General features: G+C 72.6%; 13 protein-coding genes. 10 read left to right on the forward strand and 3 right to left on the reverse strand.

The window, feature by feature from the left end:
- Positions 1-369 precede the first annotated feature (369 nt).
- Both gcl and QWJ13_RS27085 read left to right on the forward strand, forming a co-directional pair.
- On the forward strand, positions 370-2,151 hold the full coding sequence (gcl, locus tag QWJ13_RS27080) for a glyoxylate carboligase (protein WP_316527712.1): 1,782 nt from the start codon (positions 370-372) through the stop codon (positions 2,149-2,151).
- Between the two features lie 145 nt (positions 2,152-2,296).
- A complete protein-coding gene (locus QWJ13_RS27085) occupies positions 2,297-2,785 on the forward strand; it encodes a glutathione peroxidase (protein WP_316527713.1) in 489 nt (162 codons plus the stop codon).
- Positions 2,786-2,821: 36 nt separating this feature from the next.
- Here QWJ13_RS27085 and QWJ13_RS27090 read toward each other — a convergent pair whose 3' ends face one another.
- The gene (locus tag QWJ13_RS27090) at positions 2,822-3,745 is read right to left on the reverse strand and encodes a LysR family transcriptional regulator (protein WP_316527714.1); all 924 of its coding nucleotides are present in this window, start codon (positions 3,743-3,745) and stop codon (positions 2,822-2,824) included.
- 96 nt (positions 3,746-3,841) lie between these two features.
- On the opposite strand from QWJ13_RS27090, the gene QWJ13_RS27095 reads away from it, so the two are divergent.
- The 4 genes from QWJ13_RS27095 (at position 3,842) to QWJ13_RS27110 (ending at position 7,861) form a co-directional block, all read left to right on the forward strand.
- Positions 3,842-4,546, forward strand: a complete 705-nt coding sequence (locus QWJ13_RS27095; protein ID WP_316527716.1) for a succinate dehydrogenase cytochrome b subunit — start codon at positions 3,842-3,844, stop codon at positions 4,544-4,546.
- Between the two features lie 5 nt (positions 4,547-4,551).
- The gene (locus QWJ13_RS27100) at positions 4,552-6,495 is read left to right on the forward strand and encodes a fumarate reductase/succinate dehydrogenase flavoprotein subunit (RefSeq protein ID WP_316528060.1); all 1,944 of its coding nucleotides are present in this window, start codon (positions 4,552-4,554) and stop codon (positions 6,493-6,495) included.
- Positions 6,492-7,229 carry a succinate dehydrogenase/fumarate reductase iron-sulfur subunit gene (locus QWJ13_RS27105; protein WP_316527717.1) on the forward strand — a complete coding sequence of 246 codons (738 nt, stop codon included), beginning with the start codon at positions 6,492-6,494 and terminating at the stop codon, positions 7,227-7,229. The genes QWJ13_RS27100 and QWJ13_RS27105 overlap by 4 nt, the downstream gene beginning before the upstream one ends.
- Positions 7,230-7,546: 317 nt before the next feature.
- On the forward strand, positions 7,547-7,861 hold the full coding sequence (locus QWJ13_RS27110; RefSeq protein WP_316527718.1) for a hypothetical protein: 315 nt from the start codon (positions 7,547-7,549) through the stop codon (positions 7,859-7,861).
- An 18-nt stretch (positions 7,862-7,879) separates the two neighbouring features.
- Here QWJ13_RS27110 and QWJ13_RS27115 read toward each other — a convergent pair whose 3' ends face one another.
- Positions 7,880-8,626: a FadR/GntR family transcriptional regulator gene (locus QWJ13_RS27115; protein ID WP_316527720.1), complete on the reverse strand. Its 747-nt coding sequence runs from the start codon at positions 8,624-8,626 to the stop codon at positions 7,880-7,882.
- Between the two features lie 58 nt (positions 8,627-8,684).
- On the opposite strand from QWJ13_RS27115, the gene QWJ13_RS27120 reads away from it, so the two are divergent.
- The gene (locus tag QWJ13_RS27120; protein ID WP_316527721.1) at positions 8,685-9,473 is read left to right on the forward strand and encodes a gamma-glutamyl-gamma-aminobutyrate hydrolase family protein; all 789 of its coding nucleotides are present in this window, start codon (positions 8,685-8,687) and stop codon (positions 9,471-9,473) included.
- A complete protein-coding gene (locus tag QWJ13_RS27125) occupies positions 9,470-10,897 on the forward strand; it encodes an amino acid permease (protein WP_316527722.1) in 1,428 nt (475 codons plus the stop codon). The genes QWJ13_RS27120 and QWJ13_RS27125 overlap by 4 nt, the downstream gene beginning before the upstream one ends.
- 66 nt (positions 10,898-10,963) lie before the next feature.
- Here the strand turns inward: QWJ13_RS27125 and QWJ13_RS27130 are convergent, their stop codons facing one another.
- Positions 10,964-11,896, reverse strand: coding sequence for a DUF2797 domain-containing protein (locus tag QWJ13_RS27130; protein ID WP_316527723.1), 933 nt, complete (start codon positions 11,894-11,896; stop codon positions 10,964-10,966).
- A 176-nt stretch (positions 11,897-12,072) separates the two neighbouring features.
- On the opposite strand from QWJ13_RS27130, the gene QWJ13_RS27135 reads away from it, so the two are divergent.
- Both QWJ13_RS27135 and QWJ13_RS27140 read left to right on the forward strand, forming a co-directional pair.
- The gene (locus QWJ13_RS27135; RefSeq protein ID WP_316527724.1) at positions 12,073-14,238 is read left to right on the forward strand and encodes a restriction endonuclease; all 2,166 of its coding nucleotides are present in this window, start codon (positions 12,073-12,075) and stop codon (positions 14,236-14,238) included.
- Between the two features lie 175 nt (positions 14,239-14,413).
- Positions 14,414-15,184, forward strand: a complete 771-nt coding sequence (locus QWJ13_RS27140; protein WP_316527725.1) for an ABC transporter ATP-binding protein — start codon at positions 14,414-14,416, stop codon at positions 15,182-15,184.
- Positions 15,185-15,209: the final 25 nt, after the last annotated feature.

Genomic DNA, 15,209 nt, shown 5'->3' on the forward strand with positions numbered 1-15,209 from the left:
GCTCCCCCGAGCACCGGACGATCCCAAACCCCCTTGCCGCGGCCTCAGTTGGACGTCACGGGCCCGGCGTGCCACCGACGGTACCCAGGGCGCCGGGGCGGGCCCACCGGCGGCACCGCCCCTTCACCGGCACTGCACACCGGCCGCGCTTTCCGGCGCGGAGCGTCCGCTTCCCCTGGCACACCAGCGCGACCGTCGTCCATGCGTACGAGCCATACTCCTCCAGGCTTCAACATTTCGTTGAAGCTCCCTTGACGGCCCCTCGGGCGCCACTCTACCGTGATTCCACATCCAGAAATCTGATTTCCGCATCGTGGAATTCGAGAGATGAGCCCTCCGGTCCACCGCGGCCGACGCAGGAGAGATCCGATGCCCCGTATGACAGCCGCCCGCGCGGCCGTGGAAATCCTCCGGCTCGAAGGCGTGGACGTCGCCTTCGGCGTGCCGGGTGCGGCCATCAACCCGTTCTACGCCGCACTCCAAGCCTCCGGCGGAATCCGTCACGTCCTGGCCCGGCACGTCGAGGGCGCCTCCCACATGGCCGAGGGCTACACCCGCGCCGCGCCCGGCAACATCGGGGTCTGCCTCGGCACCTCCGGCCCGGCCGGCACCGACATGGTCACCGGCCTGTACTCGGCGATGGCCGATTCCGTCCCGATCCTCTGCGTCACCGGCCAGGCCCCGGTCGCCCGGCTGCACCAGGAGGACTTCCAGGCCGTCGACATCGCCTCGATCGCGCGACCGGTCACCAAGGCCGCCACCACCGTACTGACGGCCGCGCAGGTGCCCGGCGTGTTCCAGCAGGCCTTCCACCTGATGCGCTCCGGCCGCCCCGGCCCGGTCCTGATCGACCTGCCGATCGACGTCCAGCTGACCGAGATCGACTTCGACCCGGAGGCCTACCAGCCGCTGCCCGTCCACCGGCCGGCCGCCAACCGCACCCAGGTCGAGAAGGCCGTCGCACTGCTCCAGCGCTCCGAACGCCCGCTGATCGTGGCGGGCGGCGGCGTCATCAACGCCGACGCCGCCGAGCTGCTGCGGGAATTCGCCGAACTCACCGGCGTCCCGGTGGTCCCCACCCTGATGGGCTGGGGCGTCATCCCGGACGACCACCCGCTGAACGCCGGACTGGTCGGCCTCCAGACCTCGCACCGCTACGGCAACGAGACCTTCCTCGCCTCCGACTTCGTCCTCGGCATCGGCAACCGCTGGGCCAACCGCCACACCGGCGGCCTGGACGTCTACACCGCGGGCCGCACCTTCGTCCACGTCGACATCGAACCCACCCAGCTCGGCCGGATCTTCGCCCCGGACCTGGGCATCGCCTCCGACGCCGGGGCCGCCCTGGAGCTGTTCGTCCGGGTGGCGCGCGAGCTGCGGACGGCCGGCACGCTCAAGGACCGCGGCGCCTGGGCCGCCGCCACTCAGGAACGCAGGGCCCGGCTCCAGCGCCGCACCCACTTCGACGACGTGCCGATCAAGCCGCAGCGGGTGTACCAGGAGATGAACCGCGCCTTCGGGCCGGAGACCCGCTACGTCACCGCCATCGGCCTGTCCCAGATCGCCGGGGCGCAGCTGCTGCACGTCTACCGGCCGCGGCACTGGATCAACTGCGGCCAGGCCGGCCCGCTCGGCTGGACCATCCCGGCCGCCCTCGGCGTCGCCACCGCCGACCCCGGGGGCCGGGTCGTCGCGCTCTCCGGCGACTACGACTTCCAGTTCATGATCGAGGAGCTGGCCGTCGGCGCCCAGCACCGCATCCCGTACGTCCACGTGCTGGTGAACAACTCCTACTTGGGGCTGATCCGCCAGGCGCAGCGCGCCTTCGACATCGACTTCCAGGTCAACCTGGAGTTCGACAACGTCAACGCGCCGGAGCTGGGCGGCTACGGCGTGGACCACGTTAGGGTCGTCGAGGGCCTGGGCTGCAAGGCGATCCGGGTCACCGAGCCGGACGGCCTGCTGCCCGCCTTCGAGGAGGCCCGGAAGCTGGCCGCCGAACTGCGCGTCCCGGTGGTGGTCGAGGCGATCCTGGAGCGGGTCACCGACATCTCGATGGGCGCCGACGACATCGACAAGGTCAACGAGTTCGAGGAGTCGGCCACCCTCCCGGAGCACGCCCCGACGGCGATCCGACCGCTGGCGCTCTGACCTGCGCCGTCAGGGGCGTACGGAGCGGCGCGTACGCCCCCGCGCGCCCCGCACACCGGTGGCGTCGGCTCGGCCGAACCGCGCGGGGCCGCTACCGTGGCCCGGGCGAGACCCCGTTGGCACCCCTGCCGAAAGGACCACCACCGTGAGCCTGTACGACATCCCGCTGCGCACCCTCGACGGCGCGGCCACCTCGCTGGCCGACCACAAGGGCAAGGCCCTGCTGATCGTCAACGTCGCCTCCCAGTGCGGCCTGACCCCGCAGTACGAGGGCCTGGAGCGGCTCCAGAAGCGCTACGCCGGGCGCGGGTTCACCGTGCTGGGCTTCCCCTGCAACCAGTTCGCCGGGCAGGAGCCGGGCAGCGCCGAGGAGATCCAGGCGTTCTGCTCCACCACCTACGGCGTGACCTTCCCGCTGTTCGAGAAGATCGACGTCAACGGGGAGGACCGGCACCCGCTGTACGCCAAGCTGACCGAGACCGCCGACGCGGAGGGCCAGGCCGGGGACGTCTCCTGGAACTTCGAGAAGTTCCTCCTCTCCCCGGACGGCGCCGTCGTGGCGCGGCTGCGCCCGCCGGTGGAGCCGGAGTCGGCGGAGCTGACCGCCGCGATCGAGGCCGTGCTGCCGGCCTGACGCCACCGCTGACGGAGGCCCGCCACCGGGCCTCCGTCAGAGCAAAAGCCTTGTGCCCGGCGGTAGTTCACCCGCCCTGGCGGCGTCGCGCAGGTGCGCCAGCAGGGTCGTGTGCAGCGCCTCCGCCGCGCGGGTGAGCGGCACCTCGTGACCGTGCGCGACGGCGATGGTGCGCCCCAGGCCCGGCCCGGCGAACGCCGTCACCGCGAGGCCGGAGCGGGCGGCCACCATGCCGGGGACGACGGCGGGCCCGATCCCGGCCCGGACGAAGCCCAGCACCGCGTCCATCTCGCCGCCCTCCACCGCGAACTCCGGCTCGAACCCGGCCGCCCGGCAGGCCGCCAGGGCCGCCTCCCGCACGTCGTAGCCCTCCCGGAACATCACCAGCGGCCGGCCCTTCAGCTCCGCCACCCGGACCTTGCGCCCCGCCCCCTTCCGGTCCGCCTCGACCAACACCAGTTCCTCGTGCAGCAGTTCGGTGACCGCGAGGGCGGGCGGCTGCTCGCCGCTCGGCCGGGTGATGATCAGCGCGAGGTCCAGCTCCCCCGCCGCCAGCCAGCCGACCAGGTCACGAGAGCCGCCCTCCCGGACCGCCAGCGCCACTCCCGGGTAGCGGTCCCGGAACACCCGCAGCACGTCCGGCACCAGGCTGGTGCACAGGCTCGGCGGCGCCCCCAGCCGGACCCGGCCGCGGCGCAGCTGCACCGTCTCCTGTACGGCCAGTCGGGCGCTCTCGGTGTCGGCGAGGATGCGCCGGGCCAGCGGCAGCAGCGCGTCCCCGGCATCGGTGAGGGCGATGTTGCCCCGGGTGCGGTGGAACAGCTCGGCACCCAACTCCCGTTCCAGCGCACGGATTTGTTGCGAGAGTGACGGCTGTGCGACATGCGCCGCCTCGGCCGCCCGGGTGAAGTGCCGGGTCTCGGCCACGGCCAGGAAGTAGCGGAGTTGTTGAAGCTGCACCCGCCCAGGATAGGCCGCAGCGATAGTCCATGCCTATTGTCACGAGCCGCATCATGTCTTGGACGCACCCTGGCGGCCGTCCCTACCGTTGCAGCCATGACAACCGCGACTCGGACGGCCCGGCATCCGTCCACCCTGGCGACCCTGTGGCGGTCGACCGTCGGCAAGAAGGCCGTCATGGCCGTCACCGGACTGGCCATGCTGCTGTACCTGGTCGCGCACATGCTGGGGAACCTCAAGGTGTTCTTCGGCCCGGACGACATCAACGGCTACGCGGCCTGGCTGCGCACCATCGGCCAGCCGTTCCTGGGCCACGAGTGGTTCCTGTGGATCGCCCGGGTCGGCCTGCTGGCCGCCGTGGTGCTGCACGGCGTCTCCGCGTACCAGCTCAGCCGCCGCGACCTCGCGGCCCGCCCGAGCAAGTACGCGCACCGCCGCCGCCGGGCGAGCTACGCGACCCGGACCATGCGCTGGGGCGGGGTGATCCTGGCGCTGTTCATCGTCTGGCACGTCCTCGACCTCACCACGCTGACCGTGAACCCGGCCGCCGAGCACGGCCACCCGTACCAGAACATCGTGGCCTCCTTCGGCCGCTGGTACGTCGACGTGTTCTACATCGTCGCGATGCTGGCCGTCGGCCTGCACATCCGGCACGGGTTCTGGAGCGCCGCGCAGACCCTCGGTGCCAACAACGCCCGGCGCGACCGGGCGCTCAAGCTGACCGCGAACGGCCTGGCGCTGGTGCTGACGGTCGGCTTCCTGTCCGTCCCCGTGGCCGTGATGACCGGAGTGGTGAAGTGACCGACGTGAGCTACCTGGACTACACCCTCGGCGCGCCGGTCGCCGACACCAAGGCCCCCGCCGGGCCGATCGAACAGCGCTGGGACCAGCGGCGGTTCGACGCCAAGCTGGTCAACCCGGCCAACCGGCGCAAGCACACCGTGATCGTGGTCGGCACCGGCCTGGCCGGCGGCGCGGCCGGCGCCACCTTGGCCGAACAGGGCTACCACGTGGTCCAGTTCTGTTTCCAGGACTCCCCCCGGCGGGCCCACTCGATCGCCGCCCAGGGCGGCATCAACGCGGCCAAGAACTACCGCAACGACGGCGACTCGATCCGCCGGCTGTTCTACGACACCGTCAAGGGCGGCGACTTCCGCGCCCGCGAGTCCAATGTGCACCGGCTGGCCCAGGTGTCGGTGGAGATCATCGACCAGTGCGTGGCCCAAGGCGTCCCGTTCGCCCGCGAGTACGGCGGCCTGCTGGACACCCGCTCCTTCGGCGGCGTGCAGGTCTCCCGCACCTTCTACGCCCGCGGCCAGACCGGCCAGCAGCTGCTGCTCGGCGCCTACCAGGCGCTCTCCCGGCAGATCGCCGCCGGGAACGTGGAGCTGCACCCGCGCACCGAGATGCTGGACCTGCTGGTGGTCGACGGCCGGGCCCGCGGCATCGTCGCCCGCGACCTGGTCACCGGGAAGATCACCAGCTACACCGCGGACGCGGTCGTGCTCGCCAGCGGCGGCTACGGCAACGTCTTCTACCTCTCCACCAACGCCAAGAACTCCAACGCCACCGCGATCTGGCGGGCGCACCGGCGCGGCGCGTACTTCGCCAACCCGTGCTTCACCCAGATCCACCCGACCTGCATCCCGCGCTCGGGCGACCACCAGTCCAAGCTCACCCTGATGAGCGAGTCGCTGCGCAACGACGGCCGGATCTGGGTGCCCAAGGCACAGGGCGACAACCGGCCGCCCGGACAGATCCCGGAGGAGGAGCGGGACTACTACCTGGAGCGGATCTACCCCTCCTTCGGCAACCTGGTGCCGCGCGACATCGCCTCCCGGGCCGCCAAGAACGTCTGCGACGAGGGCCGCGGCGTCGGCCCCGGCGGCCAGGGCGTCTACCTGGACTTCGCCGACGCGATCCGCCGGATGGGCCGCGACGCCGTCGAGGCCAAGTACGGCAACCTCTTCGAGATGTACGAGCGAATCACCGCCGAGGACCCGTACCGGGTGCCGATGCGGATCTACCCGGCGATCCACTACACGATGGGCGGGCTCTGGGTCGACTACGACCTCCAGACCACCGTCCCGGGCCTGTTCGCGGTCGGCGAGGCCAACTTCTCCGACCACGGCGCCAACCGGCTGGGCGCCAGCGCGCTGATGCAGGGCCTGGCCGACGGCTACTTCGTGCTGCCTCCCACCATCAACGACTACCTGGCCCGCCACCCGCTGCCCGCGGTGCCCGCCGACCACCCGGTGCTCGCCGAGGTGGAGGCCGAGGTCGAGGACCGGCTCAACCTGATCCTCGCGGTGGACGGCGACCGCACCCCGGACTCCTTCCACCGCGAGCTCGGCGAACTGCTCTGGGACGAGTGCGGGATGGCCCGCGACGCGGCCGGGCTCAAGCGCGCGCTGGAGCGCATCCCGCAGCTGCGCGAGGAGTTCTGGCGCCGGATCAAGGTGCCCGGCACCGGCCAGGAGCTCAACCAGTCGCTGGAGAAGGCCAACCGGCTGGTCGACTACTTCGAGCTGGCCGAGCTGATGTGCCTGGACGCGCTGCACCGCGCCGAGTCCTGCGGCGGCCACTTCCGCGCCGAGAGCCAGACCCCGGACGGCGAGGCCGCCCGGCGCGACGAGGAGTTCTCCTACGCCGCCGCCTGGGAGTTCACCGGCACCGGCGCCGCCCCCGTCCTCCACCGCGAGGACCTCACCTTCGAGCACGTCCACCCCACCCAGCGGAGCTACGCATGAACCTCACCCTGCGCATCTGGCGCCAGGCGGGCCCGGACGCACCCGGGTCGATGACCCCCTACCAGGTCAGCGGGATCAGCCCGGACATGTCCTTCCTGGAGATGCTGGACACCCTCAACGAGGAGCTGATCACCCGCGGCGACCAGCCCGTCGCCTTCGACCACGACTGCCGCGAGGGCATCTGCGGCGCCTGCGGCATGGTCATCAACGGCCAGGCCCACGGCCCCGAGCGGACCACCACCTGCCAGCTGCACATGCGGCACTTCCAGGACGGCGACACCATCGACGTCGAGCCCTGGCGGGCGGCCGCCTTCCCGGTGGTCAAGGACCTGGTGGTGGACCGCTCGGCCTTCGACCGGATCATCGGCTCCGGCGGCTACATCACCGCCCCCACCGGCAGCGCCCCCGAGGCGCACGCCACGCCCGTCCCCAAGGAGGCCGCCGACACCGCCTTCGAGCACGCCGAGTGCATCGGCTGCGGCGCCTGCGTGGCGGCCTGCCCGAACGGCTCGGCGATGCTCTTCACCTCCGCCAAGGTGGTCCACCTCAACGTGCTGCCGCAGGGCGCGCCCGAACGGGCAAGCCGGGTACGGAGCATGGTCTCGGCGATGGACGCCGAGGGCTTCGGCGGCTGCACCAACACCGGCGAGTGCGCCACCGCCTGCCCCAAGGGCATCCCGCTGCCCAGCATCGCGGCGATGAACCGGGAGTTCCTGCGGGCCGCCCGCGGCTGACGACTCCCCACCGACGGTCGGCCTCCTCGCTCTGGTGCTCAGGCGAGGGGGCCGACGCGGCAGTTCCCGTTACCCGTACGGGTGGTGGATCACCGGCGGCGGTGCTTCCTGACGGAGAATCGCGTACGGTGATACTCCGCTACGGAAGGACGGCATATGCCTCAGGTTCAGTCCTGTTCCGCTTGCGGCGGGTCCGGGGGGACCCAGAAGACCGAGGCAACGGTCGAACTGGACGAGGAAGGAAGCATGGTGCCCAGAGTCCACACCTTCTGGTCGCCCTGCGGTCGGTGCCACGGATCCGGGACGGTGATCATCGGATGAGGTTCGTCTTCGAGTGTGTCGAGTGCGGTGGACACTACCTGCCGCCGGAGGACATGGTGTACCCGGACGGGCCGGCTTCGCCGGTCTGGTGCACCGCCTGCCAGGGCGTCAAGCGCGCGGCCGGCGTCCGGGAGGACCCGCTGCTCGCCCGCGTCGCGCTGGCCGCCGCCCGGGCCGCACTGGCCGGGCGGATCGCCGAGGCGGCCGAGGCCGCCGAGCAGCCGGCGCGCTCCGACGTCCGCCCGTCCCGCCCGCCGCGTTCCCGCCGGGCCCGCAGTGGCCCCGGCGGGGTGCGCAGCAAGCTGGGCTGATCCCGCCCGCGCCTGCGGTCAGGGCGTCTCGGCGGGCCCGGCCGGCTGCTGCACGAACGGGAGCAGCAGGTCGGCCGTCGCCTCGGCGTGGACGGTGAACTGATCGCGGGCCCGGGCCGGGTCGTGCTCCTCGATCGCCGCCGCGAGGGCGCGGTGCCGCTGGTCGGGCAGGCCGCGGGCCTCCGAGCCGCCGGGGTGGTTGGCCAGCATCCTGGTCAGTTCGTGCTGGATTCCCTGTTCGGCTTCCAACAGCCGCCTGGAGCCTGAGAGTTCGGCGATGTAGAGGTGGAGTCCGGCGTCCGCCGTGCGGTACGCCTCGGAGTCGGCGACGGCCGCGTCGGCGGCGATTTCGAGTTCACGCAGCCTGGCCAGCCCTGCCGCGGAGGCCCGCCGGGCGGCCCGCGCGGAGGCTTCTCCGGACACCGCGATCCGCCAGGCCGTCAGCTCTTCGACGTCGTCCAGCGTGTACGGGTGCAGGGCGGTGAGCTCGCCGATCCGGGCGAGGACGTCGGGGACGACGAAGGTGCCGGCGCCTCGACCGCGCCGGGTCTCGATCAGGCCGTCCTCCCGCAGCACCGCCATCGAGTGGCGGATGGTCATCAGGGCGACCCCGAAAAGCTCCGCGAGGTTCTTCTCCGGAGGCAGCCGGTCGCCGCCCACGAGGATCCGTGCGCCGATCAGCTCACCGAGTCGGCGGGCGATGGCCTCGGCGGCCCCGGCCGAGCGCACCGGAGAAATGTGTTTCGTCCAGCACTTGTCATCCATGAAATCTATCTTCTAGATTTCGCATCTGATAGGCAAGCTTGATCGCAGGAGAACCCCCATGAGCACCGCCGAGCACCCAGCCCCCCTGATCGGGATACCCGTCCGCCTCAGCGATGGGGACGCGCCCGACGCCGACCACCGCATCGGCGAGGCGAACCGTATCTTCGAGGACGTCGTGGACCTGATCCGGGCGGCCGGCGCCGAGCCCGTCCTGGTGCGGCCGCACTCCGAGGAGAGCCCGCTGGAGGCTCAGCTCGCCGGCCTGCAGGGCTTCGTGGTGCCCGGCGGCGGTGACGTCGACCCGGCCCTGTACGGCGCGGACCCGGCTCACCCGGCGCTCTACGACGTCAACCCCGCCCAGGACGAGCTGGACACCGCCGTCATCCGGTACGCCCTGGACAACGAGCGGCCGCTGCTGGGCATCTGCCGCGGCATGCAGCTGCTGAACATCCTCCACGGCGGGAACCTCCACATCGACCTGGCGCCGAGCTCCGTCGAGCACGACGCCGCGCCCGGCGAGGAGTGGGGCATCCACGACGTCGTGCTGTCGGCCGGCACCGCGCTGGCCGATGTGTTCCAGCGCGACCGGATGGCGGTGGCGACCGGCCACCACCAGGCGATCGACCGGGTGGGCGAGGGCCTGCGGATCGCGGCCCGCGCCGACGACGGCTGCGTGGAGGCCGTCGAGGCGGCCACCGGCGAGGACTCCGCCCCGGCGGCCTGGACCGTCGGCATCCAGTGGCACCCCGAGGCGATCGACATCGCCGACCCCGAGCTCCGGCTGCCGCTGTTCAGCGCGCTGCTGACCCAGGTGCAGGCCCAGCAGAGAGAGGAGCCGCGGTCGTGAGCGACGCAGACACCAAGGTGGAGGGCGGGAGCCGCACCGACGGCTCCCCGGCCGCCACCGGCGGCACACCGCAGCTGGCGCAGAGCCTGCTCAGCCGCCACATGACCATGATCAGCATCGGTGGCGCGGTCGGCGCCGGGCTCTTCGTCGGCTCGGGTGTGAGCATCCAGCAGGCCGGCCCGGGCGTCCTGATCGCCTACGCCATCACGGCCGCCATCGTCATCGCCGTCATGCGGATGCTCGCCGAGATGTCCGTGACCCGCCCCGACACCGGCGCCTTCGCCGTGTACGGGCGGCTGGCCTTCGGCCGCTGGGCCGGCTTCGCCAGCGGCTGGATCTACTGGGTCGGCTGGCCGCTGGGGCTGTGCATCGAGGCGATCGCGGCCGCGCGGATCGTGAACGGCTGGCTGCCGGCCCTTCCGGTCTGGCTGGTCGCCCTGGTCCTGGTCGCCCTGATGGTCGGCGTCAACCTCGCCTCCGTACGCGCCTACGGCGAGATGGAGTTCTGGGTCGTCTGGCTCAAGGTCGCGGTGATCGCGCTGTTCATCGGCGTCGGCATCGTCGCGGTGGCCGGCCTGCTGCCGGGCACGCCCGCGCCCGGCACCTCGAACCTGCTGGACCACGGGGGCCTGCTCCCGATGGGGTTCAGCGGTGTGGTCATCGCCACCTCGGGGGCGATGTTCTCCTTCTCCGGCACCGAGATCGTGACCATCGCGGCCGGTGAGGCGCAGGACGCCGCCGCCGCGATCCGCAAGAGCACCCGGACCATCCTGTGGCGGGTCACCGTGTTCTACCTCGGCTCGCTGGCCGTGGTCGTCATGCTGCTGCCCTGGGACAGCGCCGCCGTGGGCGAGAGCCCGTTCGCCGCGACCCTCAGCCACCTGGGCATGGGCAACGCGTCCACCGTGCTGAACATCGTGCTGTTCGCGGCGATGCTCTCCACGATGAACTCCCAGGTCTACGCGAGCTCCCGGATGCTGTTCGCGCTGGCCCGGGACGGCGATGCCCCGTCGTTCTTCGCCCGGGTCTCCCGGCGCGGGGCGCCGCACACGGCCATCCTGTTCACCGCCTCGCTCGCGGCCCTCTGCCTGCTGCTCCAGGTCTTCCACCCCACGACGGCCTTCAGCCGGCTGGTGGACATCACCGGGGACACCGTCTACGTCACCTGGATCGGCATCGCGGCGGCACACCTGGTGCTCGGTCGGCACGACCGCAGCGACGGGCGCCAGCCCGTCCCCGGCACCGGCGTCTGGCTCTTCCCGGCACTCACCTGGGTGACGCTGGCCGCACTGCTCGGGCTGTACTCGGTGATGATCGTCCTGGAGGAGTCGCGAACCGACGCCGTGCTGGCGTTGGCGCTCACCGTGGTCGTCTCCCTGATCGGGCTGTGGCTCCAGCGCAAGCGCCCGACGCCGTCGAACTGACCGACCGGCGACCCGCAAGGCCTCCGGCCCGTACGCCCCGTGCGTGCGGGCCGGAGTCATGACCGGTCAGAACAGCGCCTCCTGGGTGTCCGGCTCCGGCGGACGCAGGCGCTCGTGCAGGGTGAGGCCCTCGGAGTCACGGTCGGTGACCGGGCTGAGTGTCCAGCCGGTGAGCAGCCGGGTGTCCAGCAGCAGCGGGCCGGAGCCGTCCGCCTGGTCGAGGAAGAGGTGCCGACCCACCGGGGGCCGCAGCCGCCCGGCGACCACCGCGCCGTCGGCCAGCCCGGCGATCTCCCGGTAGGCCTCCGGGGCACCGCCGGTCAGGCCGTAGCGCTCGACGTGGTCGACCACCGGGCGGTCGGCGAGCAGCTCCAGCGTGTGGCCCTCCAACAGCCGGTACGCCTGGGCCCGAGCCTCGGTGAGCACCGTACGGCGGTGGGGGGCGTCGCCGTGCGACCACCAGTGGTCGGTCTTGAGCCGGGACTTGTAGCGCTCGCGGGCCAGGCCGGAGGCGGCGACGGTGAGTTCGGCGCGCCGGATGGCCGGCAGGCCGCCGCGGGCGGTGAACGCGTAGGCCAGCGCGCCCTGTTCGAGCAGTCGGGCGTCACCACGCTGCTCGGCCGTCAGGCCGACCTTGAGCAGGCCCTCGCCGAACCAGGCGAGGTAGAGCAGGTAGGTGCGGCCGTCGTCGAGGATCTGGTCCCGGGCGAGGGCGAGGCCGCGGTCCACACTCTGGCAGGCCGGGCACTGCGTCGCCCCGCCGGCCGGATCGATCACCGCGTGGTGCGGGCAGGGTGTGCGTTCCGTCGCCCCGGCCAGCCAGGCCCCGACGCACCGACGCGGGCCGCCCAGCAGCCAGCCGACCTCCGTGCCCGGCTCGACGGCGCGCTCGTGCACCTGGGCGCCGCGCGCGGCCCCGAGCACGGCACGGCCGTCCTGCCAGCTCAGGCCGGTGGAGATCCAGCCGCCGGGCCGGGGGTGCTGCGGGGGGATCGTCACGTTTCTCCTTGCCGTCGGTAGCCGTCGAGCCTACCGGGCGCCACTGACAAGGCCGGCCTTGGCCCGACAGGGTGTTCACGCTCTATTGTTGCGGGCGCGGTCGGCGGCGTGGTCGGGAGGCGACGCGGTGCGACCGGGCCTGAGGGTCGGCACGAGGCGAATGGGGTGGACGGACGGTGTCGGGGCGGCGGAGCGGCGGGGTGCTGGCGATCTGGGCGGAGGCGCAGCGGCAGCAGCAGCGCCGGGAGGAGGTCCGGTGGCGCGCCGAGGCGGCGGAGCTGCGCCGCCGGGAGCGGGAGCAGCGCGAGGCGCAGAAGGCGGCCGCCCGCGACGAGCGGGAGGCGCAGCGCGCCTACCAGCAGTCGCGGGAGGCGGAGGCGGCCGGGCGGACGGCCGAACTGGACGCCCGGGTCGAGGAGTTGAGGGGTTTGCTGGCCGCAGGTCTGGCCGCCCCGGCGTTCGGTCCGCAGGCGTTGCTGGCATCGTCGGCCGAACCGCCCTTCGATCCGGGGCCGTTGGGCGAGCCGATCCGGATGCCCGACCAGTCCTCGGCCGTGTACTTCGTGCCGCCGCCGGACCAGGTCCAGGCCCGCAACCGGGGTGTGCGGCAGCAGTACGAGCAGTACCTCGCCCAGGCCCGGGCCCGGTTCGAGCAGGACTGGTACGCCGCGCAGGCCCAGGAGGCGGACCGGCAGCGCCGGTTGGCCGCGTACCACCGGGAGTACCTGGTCCGGGTCGAGCAGTCGCGTCGGCAGCAGGAGGAACTCGGCGCCCGGACCGAGGAGTTGCTGCGCCGGCTGGCGGCGGGTGAGCCGGAGGCGGTGCAGGAGTACTTCACGGCCGGCCTGTACGCCTCGGCGGCCTGGCCGGAGGGCTTCCCGCACCGGCTGGTGGCGGCCTTCGACGCCGGGAGCCGCCAGCTGGTGGTGGACTGGGAGCTGCCGGGGCCGGACGTGGTGCCGGCCGCCTCCCGGGTGCGGTACGTGAAGACGGACGACCGCGAGGCGGAGGTGGCCCGCCCGGCGACGGAGCGCAAGGCGCTGTACCGGGAGGTGCTGGCGCAGTCGGCGCTGCGGGTGGCGGCGGAGCTGTTCCGGGCGGACCGGGACGGGCTGCTGGATTCGGTGGTGGTGAACGGCTTCGTCCTCGGCATCGACCCGGCGACCGGTCGGGAGGCCGAACGATTCCTCTCCACCCTGACCGCGGCCCGCTCCGGTTTCGCCGGTCTGGCGCTGGACCGGGTGGCCCCGGTGGAGTGCTTCCAGGGCCTGGGCGGCCGGCTGTCGGCGCGCCCGGAGCGGCTGGACGAGGTGCGGCCCGACCGGCGGCCGCAGAGCGTCGGCGGGAGCCTGGCCGGGCACGGCGGCGAGGAGGAGCCGGACCTGTTCGAGATGGACCCGCTCGACTTCGAGGACCTGATCGCCGAGCTGTTCCGGCTGCGCGGCTTCAAGGTGATGACCACGGCCCGCAGCGGGGACGTCGGGGTGGACGTGGTGGCCGAGGACCTGGACCCGGTGACCGGCGGCAAGATCGTGATCCAGGCGAAGCGCTACAAGAAGACGGTGCCGCCCACGGCGGTGCGCGACCTGGAGTCCACCGTCCGCCACCACGGCGCGAACAAGGGCATCCTGGTCACCACCGCGGGCTTCGGCCGCGGCTCGTACAGCTACATCGAGGGCAAGCCGCTGACCCTGGTGAGCGGCCCGGAGCTGGTGGTGCTGCTCGCCGAGCAGGGCCTGCGCGGCCGGCTCGGCGGCGGCGCGGGCGCGAGCAAGCCCTCGACCGCGAGCGGCAAGGACGACGGGAGCGGCCGGAACGAGGAGGCGCGCGAGAGCGCCCTCACGGTGAGCTGGCAGAGCCGGACGGCCGGCGGGGACGCCGTGGAGCTGGACGTCACCGCCTTCCTGTGCGCCGGCGGCCGGGTGCTGAGCGACGAGCACTTCGTCTTCTTCAACAGCCCGCAGGATCCGGACGGCGCGGTCCGGCTGCACCCGACCCACTCGGTGCCGGGCGAGCCGACCCGGGCGGCCCGGCTGACCCTGGACCTGCACCGGCTGCCGACCGGGGTCGAGGAGGTGGTGGTCGCCGTCTCCACCGAGGAGGAGGAGCCGCCGGCGCTGCCGCTCGGCTATGTGCACGGGCTGGCGGTCGCCGCCGCGTACGGGCCGGGCGCGGACGGTCCGGCCGCCTGGGCGGGCCCGACCGGCGGGGTGCCGGACAGCGCGATGCTGCTCGGCGCGTTCCGACGGACCGGGGGCGGCTGGGAGTTCAGCCCCTCCGGCCGGACGGTGACCAACGGCCTGGCCGGTCTGGCGACGGCCTTCGGCGTGGCGGTGGAGTAGCCGACCGATCGGCGCCCCCAGGGTTTCGGGTCATACCTGAGGGTGAGAGGGACCCCCGCCGTGCCGCCGGGTCGGCGGGGGTGGACTGCTCACCCGGCATTACGTATCGCGTTCGAACTTTTTGGAATGATTTACCGGAGTCAGACATTCCGTTGAACCGTTCGAGGAGTCCCACGTGACGTTCCCCGCAACCGCCGTCCACACCGGTCGGGCGGCCGCCCGCGCCACCGGCCTGAACAAGGTCTACGGGGAGGGCGAGACCCGCGTCGTCGCCCTCGACAACGTCAGCGTCGTCTTCCCCCAGGGCGAGTTCACCGCGATCATGGGCCCCTCCGGCTCCGGCAAGTCGACCCTGATGCACTGCATGGCCGGCCTCGACACCGTCAGCTCCGGCTCCTCCACCATCGGGGACACCGAACTCGTCGGGCTCAAGGACAAGCAGCTCACCCAGCTGCGCCGCGACCACATCGGCTTCATTTTCCAGGCCTTCAACCTGCTGCCGACCCTGACGGCCCTGGAGAACATCACCCTCCCCATGGACATCGCCGGCCGCAAGGCCGACAAGGCCTGGCTGGACCGCGTGGTCGACACCGTGGGCCTCTCCGGCCGGCTCAGCCACCGCCCGTCGCAGCTCTCCGGCGGCCAGCAGCAGCGCGTCGCCTGCGCCCGCGCCCTGGCCGCCAAGCCGGACATCATCTTCGCCGACGAGCCCACCGGCAACCTCGACTCCCGCTCCGGCGCCGAGATCCTCTCCTTCCTGCGCAGCTCCGTGCGCGAACTCGGCCAGACCGTCGTCATGGTCACCCACGACCCGGTCGCCGCCTCCTACGCCGACCGCGTGGTCTTCCTCGCCGACGGCCGCATCGTGGACGAGCTCCACCACCCCACCGCCGACACCGTCCTGGACCGCATGCGCCGCTTCGACGCCAAGGGCCGCACCAGCTGACCGTCCTGGCCCCGAAACGCCACCC

This window comes from Kitasatospora brasiliensis (assembly GCF_032654805.1).
GTDB lineage: Bacteria > Actinomycetota > Actinomycetes > Streptomycetales > Streptomycetaceae > Kitasatospora > Kitasatospora brasiliensis.